Source organism: Salinadaptatus halalkaliphilus (assembly GCF_006543045.1).
Lineage (GTDB): Archaea > Halobacteriota > Halobacteria > Halobacteriales > Natrialbaceae > Salinadaptatus > Salinadaptatus halalkaliphilus.
Genome location: NZ_RBZW01000067.1, coordinates 23,612 through 39,770, shown reverse-complemented (window position 1 = coordinate 39,770; position 16,159 = coordinate 23,612). Strand labels below are relative to the sequence as shown.

At 65.0% G+C, this 16,159-nt stretch carries 10 protein-coding genes; 5 read left to right on the top strand and 5 right to left on the bottom strand.

The window, feature by feature from the left end; genetic code table 11:
• The first annotated feature begins 176 nt into the window (after positions 1 to 176).
• Entirely contained in the window at positions 177 to 860 is a 684-nt protein-coding gene (locus tag D8Y22_RS19025; protein WP_141466256.1) for a hypothetical protein, read from the top strand.
• Between the two features lie 89 nt (positions 861 to 949).
• The gene (locus D8Y22_RS19020; RefSeq protein ID WP_141466255.1) at positions 950 to 1,381 is read left to right on the top strand and encodes an MPN domain-containing protein; all 432 of its coding nucleotides are present in this window, start codon (positions 950 to 952) and stop codon (positions 1,379 to 1,381) included.
• Positions 1,382 to 1,658: 277 nt separating this feature from the next.
• Here the strand turns inward: D8Y22_RS19020 and D8Y22_RS19015 are convergent, their stop codons facing one another.
• Positions 1,659 to 1,868 (bottom strand): ribbon-helix-helix domain-containing protein, encoded by a 210-nt coding sequence (locus D8Y22_RS19015; RefSeq protein ID WP_141466254.1) that lies wholly within the window; start codon positions 1,866 to 1,868, stop codon positions 1,659 to 1,661.
• A 144-nt stretch (positions 1,869 to 2,012) separates the two neighbouring features.
• Between D8Y22_RS19015 and D8Y22_RS19010 the strand changes: the two genes are divergently transcribed.
• A complete protein-coding gene (locus tag D8Y22_RS19010) occupies positions 2,013 to 2,342 on the top strand; it encodes a DUF5789 family protein (protein ID WP_141466253.1) in 330 nt (109 codons plus the stop codon).
• Positions 2,343 to 2,352: 10 nt separating this feature from the next.
• Here D8Y22_RS19010 and aglJ read toward each other — a convergent pair whose 3' ends face one another.
• The 3 genes from aglJ to D8Y22_RS18995 form a co-directional block, all read right to left on the bottom strand.
• A complete protein-coding gene (gene aglJ, locus D8Y22_RS19005; protein WP_141466252.1) occupies positions 2,353 to 3,363 on the bottom strand; it encodes an S-layer glycoprotein N-glycosyltransferase AglJ in 1,011 nt (336 codons plus the stop codon).
• A gap of 69 nt (positions 3,364 to 3,432) precedes the next feature.
• Positions 3,433 to 4,284: a ribose-phosphate diphosphokinase gene (gene prs, locus D8Y22_RS19000; RefSeq protein WP_141466251.1), complete on the bottom strand. Its 852-nt coding sequence runs from the start codon at positions 4,282 to 4,284 to the stop codon at positions 3,433 to 3,435.
• 46 nt (positions 4,285 to 4,330) lie between these two features.
• Positions 4,331 to 5,221 (bottom strand): HVO_0234 family beta-propeller protein, encoded by an 891-nt coding sequence (locus tag D8Y22_RS18995; protein WP_141466250.1) that lies wholly within the window; start codon positions 5,219 to 5,221, stop codon positions 4,331 to 4,333.
• 83 nt (positions 5,222 to 5,304) lie between these two features.
• Between D8Y22_RS18995 and glmM the strand changes: the two genes are divergently transcribed.
• Positions 5,305 to 6,669, top strand: a complete 1,365-nt coding sequence (gene glmM, locus D8Y22_RS18990) for a phosphoglucosamine mutase (RefSeq protein WP_141466249.1) — start codon at positions 5,305 to 5,307, stop codon at positions 6,667 to 6,669.
• 162 nt (positions 6,670 to 6,831) lie between these two features.
• The gene (locus tag D8Y22_RS23435) at positions 6,832 to 7,296 is read left to right on the top strand and encodes a hypothetical protein (RefSeq protein WP_217350904.1); all 465 of its coding nucleotides are present in this window, start codon (positions 6,832 to 6,834) and stop codon (positions 7,294 to 7,296) included.
• On the opposite strand, the gene D8Y22_RS18980 is transcribed toward D8Y22_RS23435, so the two are convergent.
• Positions 7,287 to 15,884: a CARDB domain-containing protein gene (locus D8Y22_RS18980; protein WP_141466248.1), complete on the bottom strand. Its 8,598-nt coding sequence runs from the start codon at positions 15,882 to 15,884 to the stop codon at positions 7,287 to 7,289. The two genes, D8Y22_RS23435 and D8Y22_RS18980, sit on opposite strands and share 10 nt — an antisense overlap.
• Positions 15,885 to 16,159 lie beyond the last annotated feature (275 nt).

Below are 16,159 nucleotides of genomic sequence, written 5' to 3'. Positions count from 1 at the left end.
CCCGGATACCGACCAGCGTTCCCGAGGCGAAGCTCCAACATATCTGTACAATCACATCTGTCATACATAATAACTGTGCAAACATACAGTTATATGTGTATTTTAACAATCTATATAGAGCAAACAACCATATTCTACTTCGTCCCGTTTATGACGTTGGCGCCAGTAGCGTCGGTATGGACTTTCGCGTCGACGAGCGAGCGAGTGACTTTCAGGAGATCGACCGATACGACAGGGGCGTCGGCTGGATCGCACATCCCGACGAGCGGATGCAGCGAGCGAGCCACGCCCTCGAGGTCGACGGCGAGGTCTGGGTGGTCGATCCCGTCGACGCCGATGGTCTCGACGAGCTGTTGGCCGAGTTCGGCGAGGTCGCGGGCGTTGCCGTCCTCCTCGATCGCCACAAACGCGACGCCGCAACGATCGCGAATCGCCACGACGTGCCGGTCTATCTGCCCGAGCACTTCGAGGGCGTGACGAAAGAGCTCGGCGCGCCGGTCGTCCGCTTCCAGGACGAACTCGCGGAGACGGGCATCGAAGCCTACCCGATCGTCACCAACCGATTCTGGCAGGAAGTCGCCCTGTTCGATCGCGAAGCCGGCACGCTGCTCGTTCCCGAATCCGTCGGCACCGTCGGCTACTTTTGTGCTGGCAGCGAGCGACTCGGCGTCCATCCGATGCGCCGGTTCGTCCCGCCGCGGCGACAACTCGGCCGGGCCGGGCCCGAGCGGATACTCGTCGGTCACGGCGCCGGTATCACCGAGGATGCGACTGCGGTCCTCGAGGAAGCGCTTCGAACGGCCAGACGGCGCGCACCGCGGCTCTACGCCGAAACGGCGTGGGCGCTCGGGCCGTTCTGATCGATCGTCCCGGCGACCGGATAGCGGCCACCCGCAGCGGTTGCGAGGACACACTATATCTGCGTGGCCTGCGTAGGGGCAACCGAACCGTGGTCTACATCACGCGCGCACTCGTCGACGTCTTGCTCGATCTCGCCAGCGACGCCGATCCCGACCGCGTGACGACCGGCGTCTCGATTACGCCAGCGGCCGAACTCGAGGGCGCCGAGACGCTGCCGCCCGACGCGCCGGTCTTTACCGACTTCTACCTCCCCGATCCGGGCAACGCCGTCAACGCCGTCTTCGGCGTCAACCTCTCGACGCCAGCCCGGTCGGCGCAGGGACAGTTCGTCTCCCATCCCGTCCGGGAACTCGAGGTGACCAAACGCGACGACTTGGCGGAAGTGATCTTCGTCGCCGTGCCGCCGTGGGACGCCGTCGAGGAGACGTTCGGCGCCTTCGACCGAACCGGCGAGCGCCAGCCCCTCGAGATCATCGAGGCCGCACCCCCCGAACGGTCGCTCTCCGACGGGGCGGTGTGACCGATGGGCCACTCGCCGAGCTGCCGACCACTCGAAAGCGCCCTCTGGTGCCTGATCGGTGTAAAGACGGGAGTATCGCCGCTCAGCCGCGTGACGGCGTGGGGAAGCCGCCGTCGATTATCTGATCGATGATGCTACGACTCGGTCGGCTCTCGTCCTCGTCACGGTCTTCCGTCGGGAAGTCCGGGACTACTGGCATGCCGATCCCCCTCCAGTCGGGACTCCGTGCTCGAGACAAAACGTAGCTGCGTCGAGGGTGTCCGTCCCGACCCTGTCGTCACTCCAGATAGCCGAGCCCGCGGAGTTGTTCGGTGATCTCCTCGAACTCGGCTTCGGTCAGTTCGCCTTGCTTCTGGTGCTGGATAACGATGCTTCGAAGCAGGAAACGAACGAGATCGCTCGTCGACTGAAAGCTCGTGCCCTCGATCGTCTCGTCGACGCGCTCGGCGAGGTCTTTCGGGATCGAGACCGTGGTGTACTCGGTCATACACGATACTCCGCATCGGTCCCCAAAGGCGTGTCGACGAGGCGATCGACCGGCCCTCACTCGAGGCGGCTGGTTTCGGCAGCGATGTAGCGATGCCCTGGTCGTCTCCGTAGCGGTTTTGCCTGCCCGCGAGAAATCGGGGGTATGGGAGTCCGGCCACCATCGAGTGGGGACGACGACGAGCCAGAGAGCATCGAGTTCGGTATCGCCGCCGTCGACGCCAAACTGCGAGAGTCCGATCTCTCCTTTCCGGCGACGACCGACGACGTGCAGGCTGCACTCGGCCACGAGCGCATCCCCTACGATGTCCACGGCAACGACGTCGCACTCGGCGAGATGCTCGCGGAGGTCACAACGACGGAGTTTCGCTCGCGCCAGGAACTGCTGAACGAATTGCACGAACCCTTCGAGACGTACCGGCGGGAGAACTCCGGGGGTGTCTTCCAGCAGTTCCGTTCGATGTTGCCGTTCTGAGCGAGTGAGCCTACTTTTCGTCGCGCTCTCGTGCGTCTCGGGTGATCTGCTCGAGGCGGCGTCGCTGTTCGCGATGCAGCGTGACGAGCATATCCGAGAGGACGCCGAACATCAGTAACTGCACGCCGAGTAAGATCGCCGCCGCGGATGCAAGCGCCAGAATCTCGTGGCCTTGCTGGTACTGGAGCCACCGCCAGAGCACGTAGCTCGCGATGACGCCGCCGGCGAGGATCGAGGAGACGCCGAGGCTGCCGAAGTAAAACAGCGGGTTGTTGGTCTTTGCCAGTGAGTACAGCGCGAGGAGGATCGTGCCGCCGTCTTTGATCGGGTGCAGGTTCGTTTCGGAGTCTTCGGGCCGTGCGCTGTAACTGATCGGAACGACGGTCGTGTCGACGCCGTGTTTGACACACTCGACGGCGAGTTCGGTCTCGATCGTAAAGCCGTCCGAATCGAGCGAGAGCCGTTCGAACGAGTCGACGGTAAAGGCCCGGTAGCCCGAGAGAATATCCTCGTAGTCGGCCCCGTGAACGAACCGAAACGAGCGGTTGATCAGCCGGTTGCCGACGCCGTTTAACGCCTTCATTGCGTCCTCGTCCATGTCCGCGAACCGGTTGCCGATGACGTGTTCGTACCCCCGCGAGAGCGGTTCTACCATCCGGTCGGCGTCGGCTGGATCGTAGGTTCCGTCGCCGTCGAGCATCAACACGTACGGTACTTCGATATACTCGAGGGCCTCGCGGACGGCCTGACCCTTGCCGTCCCCGGATTGGACGAACACCTCGGCGCCGCGCTCGCTGGCGATCTCGCGGGTATCGTCGTCCGAGCCACCGTCGGCGACGACGACGTTCGAGTAGCCTTCGGCGTAGAAGCCGTCGATGACGCCGCCGATCGTCGCCGCCTCCTCGAGCGTGGGAATGAGAACGCAGACCTCCTCGGCCGAAATCTCGCGCGTCGACTCGCTCATCGCGAAGACCTCGTCGTCGGTGTCGGCCGAGTCGGCACGGACCCCGTCATGCTCCATCGCCACTCACTCGTGTATCGGGGCGCAAAAGAGTACTGATCGACCTCACGCCCCGACAGCACCCAGACGCTACAGGTGACTCTCGAGTGCGGGCGCGACCGACACCGCACTCGAGGTGCCCTCGATGGTGTCGGTACCGAAGACAGCTTCGACGCCGGCGCGAGCGAGTTTCGTGTAGGCGTTGCGAACGAGCAGCGGGTGGACGCAGGTGACGTATACCCGGCCGACACCGCGGTCCGTGAGGACGCCGACGGCTTCGCTCATTGTCGAGCCCGTGGCGACGATGTCGTCACAGACGACGACGTCGCGGTCGGTGACATTGACGTCGCTGGGCGAAACGTCGACCTCGGTGCCCGAGTGGCGCGTCTTCTCGAAGTAGTCCGTCTCGCCGGTCCCGTAGGCGTCGCGAACGGTTTCAGCCAGCTCGATCGCGCCCGCGTCGGGCGAGAGAAAGATTGGGTCGGTCAGCCCTCCCGGCAGCGGTTCGGCCAGCCGACCGGCCGCGTCGACGGCCGTTGCCGTCGGCTCGAAGAACGCACAGACACCCGTTTCGTGAGGGTTGACGGTCAGTACACGATCCGTACCCGTCGAGATGGCGCGAGCGACCGCCCGCGAAGAGACCGGCTGGCCCGTCTCAAAGGCTTCGTCCTGTCGGCCATAGCCCATGTACGGCAAGATCGTAACGACTTCCTCGACCCCGGCTTCGCGGGCGGCGTCCTGTAACTGCAACACCTCGAGGTGGGCATCGCTCGAGACCGTCGAGGCGACGATCACCGCTCGGTCGGCCCCGTCGAGATCGGGGGCGGCTGTGAGCAGTTCGCCGTCGGGAAAGCGGTCGTAGCTGGTCGTTGCGAGTGGTTCCTCGAGTTCGCGAGCGAGCGCCCCGGCGAGGGCCTGCGACGTAGATCCGCTGACGATCATATGCGTCCCCACTGTCCGGGGGGTAAACCCGTTTCCGTTTTCGCGCTCACTCCGCCGCGGGCGCTCGGGACGGCTCGATCGCCAGTCCCCGAACGTCGGTGATCCCAAGCGCTCGTGTTCGCCACCCGCGGACGCCGTCCTCGAGCGTCGCCGCACAGAATGTGCCGTCGTCGGTGACGGCATAGACCGTCTCGCCGTAGCCGACGTCGACGATCGAGCCGTCGACAGGCGGCGTCTCGAGGCGTTCCCACTCGTCGTCGCCGGCGTACTCGTAGATCGTCTCGCCCGAGACGGCGTGGGCTCGGGTCAGCCGGCCGGGATCGGCCTGCAAATCGGCCGTCACGACGTCGACGTTCCCCTCGCGGATAGGCAGCCAACCGTTGCCGAGTTTGTACAGGCCGTCGACGGTAGCCGCAAGCGGGACGCCGGCTGCGGCCGCGACGTCGCGGACGTCGGTCAACCCGGCGTGGTCGAGCGTATCGCCGTGGATGCGGTAGACGCCGCTGTCCGTCCCGACGAGGTCGCCGTCGATCGCTTTGATGGCGTCGATCGGCTCCGGCACGAGCGACTCCCAACTGCCGTCGTCGCGTCGGCGTGCGACTCGACCATCGGCGTCGGCGGCGACGAGATCGGGACCGGTCGAGCCGACAGCGACCGCCGGACCGAATTCGGTGTCGACGACGGGCGGGTCGTCGCCGTTTCGGTCTGTGTCCGTCGCGGCGTCGGTCTCGAGTATGCACAGGTTCTCGTCGGTAGCGACCGCGATACCGACGTCGGTCACCGTGATATCTCGAGCGCTACACCGGTGCTGGAGGGAAAACTCGCCGACGGTCGCGCCGGCGACTCGAACCCGAACCACGCCCATCGCGCTCGCGACGTAGGCATCGATCGCCCCTTCGCGGTCGCCGTAGACGCGTTTTTCCTCGATCGTAGCCATGCGATAGCTCGGGCGTCCCGAACCGAAAGCGTTCCGTCTGCGCTTCGGAATGTCTTTGAGGCGGCCGCCCGGACTAGGCAGTGATGGAAGTGTTCGGATCCAGTGGGACACGCGGGGTCGCCAACGAGGAGCTGACCCCGGCGTTCGTCCTGCGCGTCGCGAAAGCGGCGGGAACGGCCTGGGGGGTCGATCGAGTGGCGATCGCTCGCGATACACGGGCGACGGGGCGAATGCTGGCCGATGCGGCCGCGAGCGGGCTCGCGAGTACGGGGACCGATGTCGATCGACTCGGGATCGTGCCGACGCCGGGCGCACAGTTTTACGCCGAACGCGAGGGTGTGCCAGTCATCGTCGTGACGGCCTCGCACAATCCGCCGCGGTACAACGGGATCAAACTCGTCGGTGCCGACGGCGTCGAACTCGCCGTCACCGACCTCGAGAAAATCGAGGATGTCCTGCTCGCGGAATCGTTCGGCGTCGCCCCGTGGGACGAGACCGGCTGCGTTCGGACGGTCGAGGGACTCCGCCGAGACTATATCGACGCACTGCTGGCGGCGGTCGACCGCGAGCGTATCGCCGACGCCGAGCTCACCGTCGCACTCGATCCCGGTCACAGCGCCGGCTCGCTCACCAGCCCGGATTTCTTCCGGGAACTGGGCTGTCGCGTCGTCACCGTCAATGGCCAGCCCGACGGCCACTTCCCCGGTCGCGATCCCGAACCCGTCCCCGACAACCTCGTGGATCTGGGTCGGCTCGTCCGGGCGACCGACGCCGATGTCGGGATCGCCCACGACGGCGACGCCGATCGAGCCATCTTCTTCGACGAGACGGGCGAGTACGTCTCCGGCGATGCCACCCTCGCGGCACTCGCCGCGGCCGAACTCGAGGCCGGCGACACGGCCGTCTCGGCGGTCAACGTCTCCCAGCGACTGGTCGACGTGGCGAGCGAGGTCGACGCCACCCTCGAGTTGACGCCGATCGGCTCGACGAACATCATTACCCGGATCGAGGAACTCGAGGCCGACGGCCGACGGGTCCCAATCGCCGGCGAGGGCAACGGCGGTATCTTCTTCCCGAGCTACCGACTCTCGCGCGACGGCGCATTTACAGCCGCCAGATTCCTCGAACTCGTCGCCGAGCGACCGGTCAGCGAGATCGTCGCCCCCTACGACGGCTACGCCAACGTTCGGCGCAACGTCGACTACGAGTCGACGGCCGAACGCGACGCCATGCTCGACGCGGCGGCCAATCACGCCCACGCCGCCGACGCCGAACTCAACACGCGGGATGGCTATCGACTGGACTACGGCGACGCCTGGGTGCTCGCACGACCCTCGGGTACCGAGCCGCTCGTCCGGATCTACGCCGAAGCCCGCGACGAAGACCGCGCGACCGAACTCGCCCGCGAGCTGTTCGAGACGCTTACCGACGCGAAGGACGACGTTTGACGATCCGTTCCGTGGAGTGGCGTGATCGGTCCGGATCGACGTCCCGCGGAGCGACGGAACTGCCAGCAGCAACGCGTTCAGGCTGGCTCTGGTGGGTCGATATGCTATCGTGCCCACCGCTGACACGAGTGTGGTTCCCGGTTCGAAACACCGGATCGAGAGATGACAGATCGGATTCGAGAGGTGGCGGATCAGATGATCGATTCCGACGACGAGGACGACGTACAGGCGTCCCAGCCGGATCCTCTCGTCGGCCAGGGAACGGCCCTCGACGACGTCTTTCATACGGATTGCTGTAACGGTTTACCGGTGCAACCGCAAGACGGGACGCGGTTGCACCGGAAACGACTTACAGTAAACCGTATCATTGGGTATGCCTCGACGGCGATCGGCGGGTCCTCTCCGCTCTCCTCCTCGCGGACCTTCTTCGAACGCCTCGAGGTCGTCGACCACGTGGACGCCGTTATCTCGTCGTCGGGAAACCGCGAGAGCGCGTACTCGAGGGCGCCACGTGCGGCCTCGGAGTCGTCCATCGGCACGAGTAGCTGGTGTGACATATCGGCCGAGACGGGCTCGAGACGCTACTGTCTGGCGATCGATTCGAGTTCGAGGGGCCACTATCGGTAGCGGCGCTTGAGTGCAACCGACAGCAGAAGTATCACACCCACCAGCGCAGCGACGGGCCCGAAACCGGCAACGGCGTCGGCGTCGGCTGCCGTGCTATCGTCTGTAGTAGCCGCCGTTTCGGACTCGAGTTCGAGCGAGGCATCGCCGTCCTCGCCGTCGAGTTCGACCGTCGTAGTGGCATCTTCGTAGTCGTCGGCCGAACCGGTCACCGTATGCGAGCCGTCCTCGAGACCAGCGACGGTCGCGATCCCATCGGCGTCGGTCACGACAGACGTTTCGTCGACCGCGACGGTCGCGCCCTCGAGGGGCGAGTCGTCCGTCGAGTCGACGACCGTCACCGTCAGCGTTCGCGTCTCGGCCGCCGAGATCGTCAGGATACCGCCGGCGTCCGCATCGCCCACGACGGCGAACTCGTACTCGCCGGGCTCGAGGGCGGCGAGATCCACGTCGGTGAACGTGATCGCATCCGTTTCGTCGCTCTCGAGTGCAACGTCAGCGGCCGTTGCGACCGTCTCGGTACCGATCCGAAGTTCGAGGTCGGTAACGCGGTCGTCGCCGGTAACGGCGTCTACGGGAATCGTCAGCTCGATCGTTCCGTCTTCGAGGGCAGCTGTGGATAGCTGAACGTCCGACAGTTCGAGGGCCACAGTGTCGTCGGAACCACTGGAGCCGCCACCGCCACCGCCGCCACCGCTTCTCCCACCCGAATCCGAGTCGGACTCCTCGAGGGCGTACGCGCCGAAGGTAGAGAATTCGGTGATCGAAGCCACCGAAACGACGCCGGCGGCTGTATCCACGGCCGAGTCCTCGAGTTCGGTCCAGGTCTCCGTCTCGGCGTCGAACTTCCAGAGAGTAATCGTCGCTGCGTCGAACTCGTCGGTCTCTTGGCCCGCGTAGCCGAGTTCGACATCGGTCAGCTGTCCGCCGTCGGGGGCGGTCGCCTCGAAGTACCGCTCGAGGGACACCCGATCACCGGGGCCGTCTGGCGGCAGCTCGGCCGCACCGACCCGTACGCGCTCGCCGCCGAACGAAAGCGTCGTGTTTGCGGTCGTGGCGTTCATGTCGCCGACCGTGAGCGCCTCGACGGTGACGTTCGACGCCGTGCCGATCTCGAGCGCCGACTCGTCGACGTCGTGGACGACGGTCAGGTTTCGAACGGTGACGTTCTCGATATCGTCGACGCGGATGGTGCTGGTGTCGGAGCCACTGGCCTCGATAGTGTTACCGTTTCCATCGAGGACGATATCGTTTCCAGTGATCTCGACTGTCGCGTTCTCGCCGTCGATGTCGTCGCCGAGATCGTAGGTGCCACCGTGCTCGAGTTCCCGGCCGCCCTCGACCTCACGGTCGGGATCGACCGTCACGAACGCGGCGTCGGTCTCGGTATCGCTCGAGACCGTCACGGTTCCCGATCCCGTGTCGCCGTGGTCGGTCTGCCACTGCAGTGTCGTCTCGCTCGAGTCGCCGGGCTCGAGCGAAATCGATTCCGTGTCGCGAACTTCCTCGGCGAAGCCGGTATCGACGAGCGAGACGACCTGCGTGTCGACCTCGTCGCCCGTGTTCGTCACGGTCGCCGTCACTGCTACCTCGTCGCCTTCCGTGAGTTCGGTCTCGAGGTCGACGATTTCGACGTGGAACGAGGGATCGACGGCTGGCGTCTCGACCGAAACCGTCGCGTCGTCGCTGTCGTCCGCGCTCTCGAGGGCGACGACGAGGGCAGGAGCGTCGTCCGCGCTCGTCGTGTAGGTCCTGGTTTCCGTCCGCATTTCGCCGGGCTCGAGCGACACCGTCGACCTGTTTTCGACCGTCCCATCGACGAGTAGGTCGATCTCCTGGGTGGCCGTTTCGGTGCCCGTGTTCTCGAGCGTGTACTCGACGGTGATGTCGTCGCCTGCGTCCACCGTGTCCGTGACAGTGGTGAGTTCGACCGCGACAACCGCCGGTTCGGTCGGTTCGGCAACCGAGACCACCGTCGTCACCGCGTCCTCGGCGGCGGAAACTGTCAGCTCGTGCTCGCCGATGTCGGTTTCGTCGGTCTCCCACTCGAGATCGACCGTTTCGTGTCCGCCGCCCTGAACCGAGACGAGCGTCTCGTCGAGTACGTCGTCGCCGTCCGACAGCACCACGGGGTGGGTTCCCGCTTCGTCGCCCTCGTTCGTGACGGTCGCGGTAATCGTCGCGGTCTCGCCCGCCGTGACGGCGTGGTCGTCGTCGACACCGAGCGTGAATTCGGCCGGTTCGGACACGTCCTCGATGGTCGCCGTGGTGGTGGCCGTTTCGTCGTCGACGTCGACGGTGGCCTCGTACTCGCCAGGATCCGCGCCGTCGGTGTCCCACTCGAGGACGATCGAGTCAGTGTCACCGCCCGCGAGCGACAGGGGTCGACTGTCGACCGCTGTGCCGTCGATCTCGAGCGTTATCGGCCGGTCTGCCTCGCGTTCGCCGACGTTCGTCACGGTTGCTTCGACAGAAAGCGTGTCGCCCTCGCCTACCGGCGAGTTCGTCGCCAGCGCGTCGATTGCGAGCGCGGAGGGGTCGAGCGGTGCGAACGCACCGACGGTACCGCCTTCGTCGATCGTCTCGACGGTGACGACTGCCGCGTCGGGATCGACCGTCGAGTTCTCGAGATCGGTCCACGAGCCGCTCGCGTTCGTCCAGAGACGGAGATCCTCCTCCTCGACCTGGCTGATATCGTCGTCGTCGTAGCGAACGGTGAGATTGCGAACCGTTCCGTCCTCGGTCGCGAACTCGGCGGACAGGTATCGGTCGATCGACGCAGCGTTCGGGTTCTTGTCGGGGTCGTCGACCGCCGCGACGAGCACGTTCTCGCCCTCGAAGCTGACCGTCGTGTTCGGTGCGGTCGACGCGCCAACGTCGAGATAGTCGACGGTCGTCTGCTGAGCGTTCTGAATGCCGATCGCACCGCCGAAATTGTCCCGTGCGGTATTGTTCACCAGGTCGGTCCCATCCGAACCGGCCACCAGGATCCCTAGGGAAGACTCCGTAACCGTGTTGTGTTCCAGGGCGGCGTCGACCGAGTCGTCGACATAGATTCCCACCGCCGAGCCGGAATCCTGGGATCCGGTTTCGGTCACCGTGTTTCCAGCAATGGTGCTATCGGTCGTCCGTCCGAGTTGAATTCCGGCCGATTCGGCGGTAGCGATGGTATTGTCAGCAACGGTCGTGTTGTCGGCTTCGTTTCCGACGGCCCCGCGGATCACCACACCGACCTCGTTATCGGTCGCGGTGGTATTGTGGACGACGGTGTTCGACGGGACGGCGGCCTCCGGTCCTGGCTGTTCTTCGGTAACCCCGATGCCGTATTCGTTTTCGGTCGCCGTAACCTCGGCGATGGTTCCGTCGTCCGTCCCGACATACTGGATCCCGTAGCCACCGTCACTGAACGGATCGTCGTCGCTTCCCCACCCTCGAACGGTGAGGTTCGTAACGCTGACGTTGTCACCGGTAACCCGAATACCGGCCTCGTCTTCGGCCGCGGTGGCGTTCTCGGAGCCGCCAGTGACCGTGTGACCAATGCCATCGAGGACCACGTTGTCCGCCGTGATCTCGAACACCGTCTCGGTGCTCGTGATATCGTCCTCGAGTTCGTACGTTCCGGGCGTATCGATCTCTCGAGGCTCCGCGAGGCCGATGTCGCCGACGTCGACCGTTCGATTCGCCACGTCGTCCGCAGTTGCGGCCGTTATCGTGTAGGTGCCGTCCGCCCCCGTCTCCGGTTCCCAGGAAAACGCGACGGTCTCGGTCTCGCCGGGCGCGAGCGACTCGAGCGACGACGCGTCGGTGGTGTCCTCGCCGTTGGCGATCGAGAGCGTGAGGTCACCGGGAGACTCCTCGTCGACGTTGATCACGGTCGCCTCGACGGTGAGTTGCTCGCCGATCTCGACGGTCTCGGGGGCGTCGAGTCCCGTTATTCGCACGCCCTCGATGGCGTCGACACGCTCCCACTCGAGTCGCGGATAGCCCTCGGTGGCCTGCCAGGGGCCGGTAAACGCGAGGCCCTCGAGTTCGGTGACCACAGTCAAGCCGGTCGCGTTCTCGGTCGTGACGCCCGCGACGTCGGTGAGGCCAGGGTCGGCCCCGTCCTCACCGAAAGCAGCCGATTGGGTCGTCGCGTTGGTCTCCCAGTAGCTGCGCTCGAGGTCGTGGCCGTTTTCGCCGACGAGCCCGCCGGCCCGGTTTGCGAGCCCGGACTCGTCGACGGGGCCGGCTGCGAACGAGCCGGTGATCGGTCCATTGCTTTGCCCGACGAGGCCGCCGGTCGTGTCCTGACTGCCGCTGACGGTCGTCGTGGCGTATGAGTCGTCGATACTGGAGAGGGCGTCGTGCCTCCCGACCAGTCCGCCGACGTTGCCATCGACACTGCCCGAGGTTATGGTCAATCCGCTCGCGGCGGAGCGATCGATGTCGCCGCTGTTTCGGCCGACCAGTCCGCCAACATTCGGCGTGTGATGACTGCCGGTCACGGAGACGTTCGCCGACGAGTCGACGATCCGTCCGCCGTCGTTGTATCCGACCAGTCCGCCCGTATTGGATCCGCCGCCGTCGACATCGCCCGTCGCGGTGACGTTTCTGATCTCGCCGTTGTTTTGGCCGGCGAGTGCCCCCGTCCATACCGAACCCTCGACGTCGACATCCTCGAGCGTCACGCGTTCGACAGTGGCGCTCCCGTCGATCTCGTGGAACAGCCCGCCTCGGTCCGACCGATCGACGGACAGTCCGGAAACGGTGTGACCGTCTCCGTCGAACGTTCCCGCAAAGGCGTCGTCGCTGCCGATCGGATCGAAGCCCCGCGGATCGTCGCCGTCGGCGTTCCACTCGACGGTCTCACTTGCGCTGACGTTCTCGACGAGCACGTAGTGCGCCGAGAGGTTCCGATCGACCGCCTGCAGTTCGTGGGCGTTCGAAATTTCGAACGGCTGCTCCGCCGTGCCGTTGCCGGCGAGAGCGGGCCACAGCTCGAGGTCGAGCGACGTCTCGCCGTCGACGTCCACGGAGTCGTTCGTCTCGAGGTCGACTCCCTCGACGGTGTCGGTTGCAGCGACCTCGAGCGACGTGCCGTTGACCGCATCGAAGGCGTACGAGCCGTTCCCGTCCGTGAGGACGGGCTCGTCGGTTGGGCGGTCACCGTCTATCTCGAGTTCGAGATCAGAAACGGGCTCGCCGGTCGCGCCGTCGGTCACGGTCCCCGAGACGGGTTCTGCGGTGCGAACCTCGACGGATACGTTGAGCTCGTCGTCGGCCGCAGTGACGGTGAGGTTTCGTCCCGCACCGGTTTCGGCGGTCGTGGGGATGATTCCGGTTACCGTCGCCGTCGTTTCCCCGCCGGCCGCGACCGTCGTCGGTTCGCTCGCGAGTTCGTGACCGTCGAACGCGAGGATCACGTCGACCGTATCGTCCGCGTTGCCGCGGTTTTCGATCGTTGCGTCGACGGTGACGGACCCCTCGGCAGTGACGATTTCCGGCGCGTCGACGCTCTCGATCCGGTAGTCCGAACCGAAGGCGGTGATCGAGGCCTCGTCAGCGTGGCCGCCGCCGGTGGCGGTCACGGTGTCGGTGCCGTAACTCTCGCCCGTGACCGTCCCCGCCTGGACGGAGACGTTGCCCTCGGTGGTGTAGCTCGAGGCCTCAGTTGCGCTGGTCTGCGTGCCGTCCTCGAGCGTGACGTCGACCGTCGCCTCGGTGGTGTCGCCCACGTCGATTTCGTCGTCCGCGAGCGCGAGGTCGTAGCTGTCGACCTGCCACGCGAGCAGTGGGTAGTCGTCGTCGACGGCGAGCCACGTCTCGTCGTAGTCCAGAGCGTCCATGTTGTCGACTGCGTCTGGACCGGTCATTTCATCGGGCGTGAGGCCAATAGCTCCGGCGTCTTCACCGGAAGTGACTGCATCATCAGTTGTGCTCTCGTTCCAGTAGACATTATCCATCTCTCCGACCGAGAGGATGGCAATCCCGGCGACGGTTCCCCCACTAATGGAGCCTGCGGCGTACGAGTCAGTGATCTCATCCGCGCTATGTCCAACCAGACCGCCGACATTATCCGCACCAGTGACCTCGCCTGTCGTATACGAGTTATTGATACGAGTTTCTGATTGGGGTCGAGCGATTAATCCTCCAGCACGATCACCACCACCGGACTTTACGTCACCGGTCACAGAGGCATTGTCGATGGCGGCATTGTATACTGTTCCTACCAGCCCCCCAGCATATCCAATAGACCCACTGCCCGATGGTGTGACGTTCCCCGTCGCGGAGACGTTCGATATTGTAGACAGTTCCACTTCGTCCCACGTAGTACCGATCCATCCGGCGAACCCACCGACATGATCACCTCTAGCGAGGACGTCTCCGGATGTACGTGAGTTCGAAATCGTCACTGGCCCACCCCAGAATCCGATGACGCCGCCACTGGCAGAACCGAGATCGTCGGTGGAGGTAGTGACGCTAACTTCCGACGTGACATCGTTGAGGTCGAGGATCGGACCGTCTGAGTAATACCCCCCGTAATTGCTCCCGACGACACCACCAGCGGAGTATCCCGTTTTGATAGCCCCTGAGACGTGGACTGAAGATACAGTGAGGTTTCCGGATAGCCCGACGAGCCCACCGGTTGCCGTACTCTCTCCTACGTCTTCCTCGGATGCACCACGGATATCTACGTTCGTGAGCGAGAGATCCCGTATCGTCGTCGTATCGGCGGCACCGAAAAGACCGACGAACGGTTCGTCCGAGCGGTTGATCGAGAGTCCCGTTATCGAATGGTTCCGGCCGTCGAGAGAGCCCGAGAACATCGCTGGATCCGGACCACTATCATCGTCGGCCGTCCCGACCGGGTCGAACCCCTTCCCGTCGTTCCACTCAGCAGTCCCGCTCGCGTTCACGTCGTCCACGAGCACGTAGTGACCCGAGAGATCCTGGTTCATCGCTTGCAACTCGCGGGCGTTGGAAATCTCGTAGGGGTCGCTCTCGGTTCCCGACCCGGCCAGTTCGGGGTGCAGCGCCAGGTCGAGCGTCGTCGCGCCGTCGACGGTCGTCGCGTTCGCCGCCGAGATCTCGAGTGAGTGCTCGTCCCCGACGGTCTTCGTCGCCGAGACCGAGACCGCGGAGGCATTCAGCACCTCGAGTTCGTACTCGCCGTTCGCGTCGGTGGTGTCCGCGACGCTCCCGTCGACCAGCACGTCGACGCCCGAGAGGGTCTCGCCGGTCGCGCCGTCGGTGAGCGTCCCCGAAACCGTCTCGTTGCCGTTCACGTCGACTGACTGCTCGAGGCTGTCGTCGGCTGTCGAGAGAGTCGCGTCGACCGACCCGGTTTCGATGTCCGGCGGCAGTTCGTACTCGAGTTCGACCGACTCGCTCTCGCCGTCGGCGAGGGCGACGGTGGTGGTTTCGGTCTCGTCAGCCACGGCCAGTTCCACGTCGGTCTCGCCCGCCTCGGTGCCGACGTTCTCGATGGTCGCCGAGACGGTCACGTTCTCCCCCGCGTCGACGGTGTCGGAGAACACCGCCTCGCTGATCTCGAACGTCGGCGGCCCGGTGATCGTCACGGACGCCTCGTCGCTGTACCCCGACGCCGAGGCCGTCACGGTGCCTGTTCCGCCGCGCTCGGCGGTCAGCGTTTGGCCGTCGATCGAGACGTACTCGTTCGTCGTAATCGAGGCTGGTTCGGTCGCCGATTGTGACCCGATCACGGGTCGACGCAATTCGACGATTACATTGGTGGTGTCGCCGACGGTGAGGACCTCGTCGGTAACCTCGAGAGAGTAGTCGTCGACGCTCCCCTGGAGAATCGGATAGTAGTCGGTCGCGATCCACGTGTCGTCGAAGTCGAAGGGGAGCGTTTCGACCGAGTCAGAGCCGGTCAGTGCGTCTCCATCGTACCCTTCACCGATCATCTCGTGGTCGTCGGAACCGGACCGGTAGTACGAATCCGTCACCGTCCCGCTTCCGGTACCGACGAGACGCCCGCTCGTGTCTGGGTCGTCGAACCGGCAACCCAAATCGCAGATAGCCAGACTATCTGAGACGGTGCCCGAGCCCTCGTGAACCCCGATCAGGCCTCCGAAGCGGGTGTCGCCGCTGACCACCACTTTCTCTCCGACGTAGACGTTTGAAACGTCTGTGTCGTCTGCGACGCCGATCAGCGCACCGACGCCGGACTCGCCCACAATGTTTGCGTCCTCGATACCGACGTTCTCGATGGTCGCCCCGGACGTGTTGCCGAACAGACCCACGTCCTCGCTGGGGATGGAATCCCGGCTGTCGTCGATGAAGAGTCGTTCCACAGTGTGGCCCTGTCCGTCGAAGGAACCAGTAAACTGCGAGGTCGAATTGCCGATGGGAACGAAGGCATCTCTGTCCGCGTCGACGTTCTCAACGAGCACGTAGTGCGCCCCGAGGTCCTCCTCCATCGCCTGTAGCTGCGTCGCGTTCGTGATCTCGTAGGGCTCGCTTTCGGTTCCGTCCCCGTCCATCCCCGCCGGCCCATCCGCAGCCGCAACGCCGGAGACGCCGAGCGCGACCAGCGCCACGGCCACGAAGAAGACTGTCCGCAGAGCCGTCCGCCTGTCCCTCATCGCTGCCCTCCGATATTGTGGTGGGGAACCGATTTCGGCCGAGTCGGTTCGAACGCGCCGCCGATCCCGAATCCGCCTCGGGACGCCGCGCCGTCAGTACGACTCGATGCGCTGTGCTGGCCACTGACTGATCGATCCCCAGTACCCCTCCCTGTCGATTGGACATCTCGGCTCGTGACGTCGCCGCTCATATCTGTTACGTGAACTGTCACACCGCCCTTCCATGAAGGAGATACCAGCGAGTGGTGGTGGTGGTGGGTCGTCAGGCGGACGTG

Coding starts and splice junctions, on each gene's coding strand:
- D8Y22_RS19025 (WP_141466256.1), top strand. CDS start 177: ATGGACTTTCGCGTCGACGAGCGAGCGAGTGACTTTCAGGAGATCGAC.
- D8Y22_RS19015 (WP_141466254.1), bottom strand. CDS start 1,868: ATGACCGAGTACACCACGGTCTCGATCCCGAAAGACCTCGCCGAGCGC.
- D8Y22_RS19010 (WP_141466253.1), top strand. CDS start 2,013: ATGGGAGTCCGGCCACCATCGAGTGGGGACGACGACGAGCCAGAGAGC.
- aglJ (WP_141466252.1), bottom strand. CDS start 3,363: ATGGAGCATGACGGGGTCCGTGCCGACTCGGCCGACACCGACGACGAG.
- prs (WP_141466251.1), bottom strand. CDS start 4,284: ATGATCGTCAGCGGATCTACGTCGCAGGCCCTCGCCGGGGCGCTCGCT.
- D8Y22_RS18995 (WP_141466250.1), bottom strand. CDS start 5,221: ATGGCTACGATCGAGGAAAAACGCGTCTACGGCGACCGCGAAGGGGCG.
- glmM (WP_141466249.1), top strand. CDS start 5,305: ATGGAAGTGTTCGGATCCAGTGGGACACGCGGGGTCGCCAACGAGGAG.
- D8Y22_RS23435 (WP_217350904.1), top strand. CDS start 6,832: ATGACAGATCGGATTCGAGAGGTGGCGGATCAGATGATCGATTCCGAC.
- D8Y22_RS18980 (WP_141466248.1), bottom strand. CDS start 15,884: ATGAGGGACAGGCGGACGGCTCTGCGGACAGTCTTCTTCGTGGCCGTG.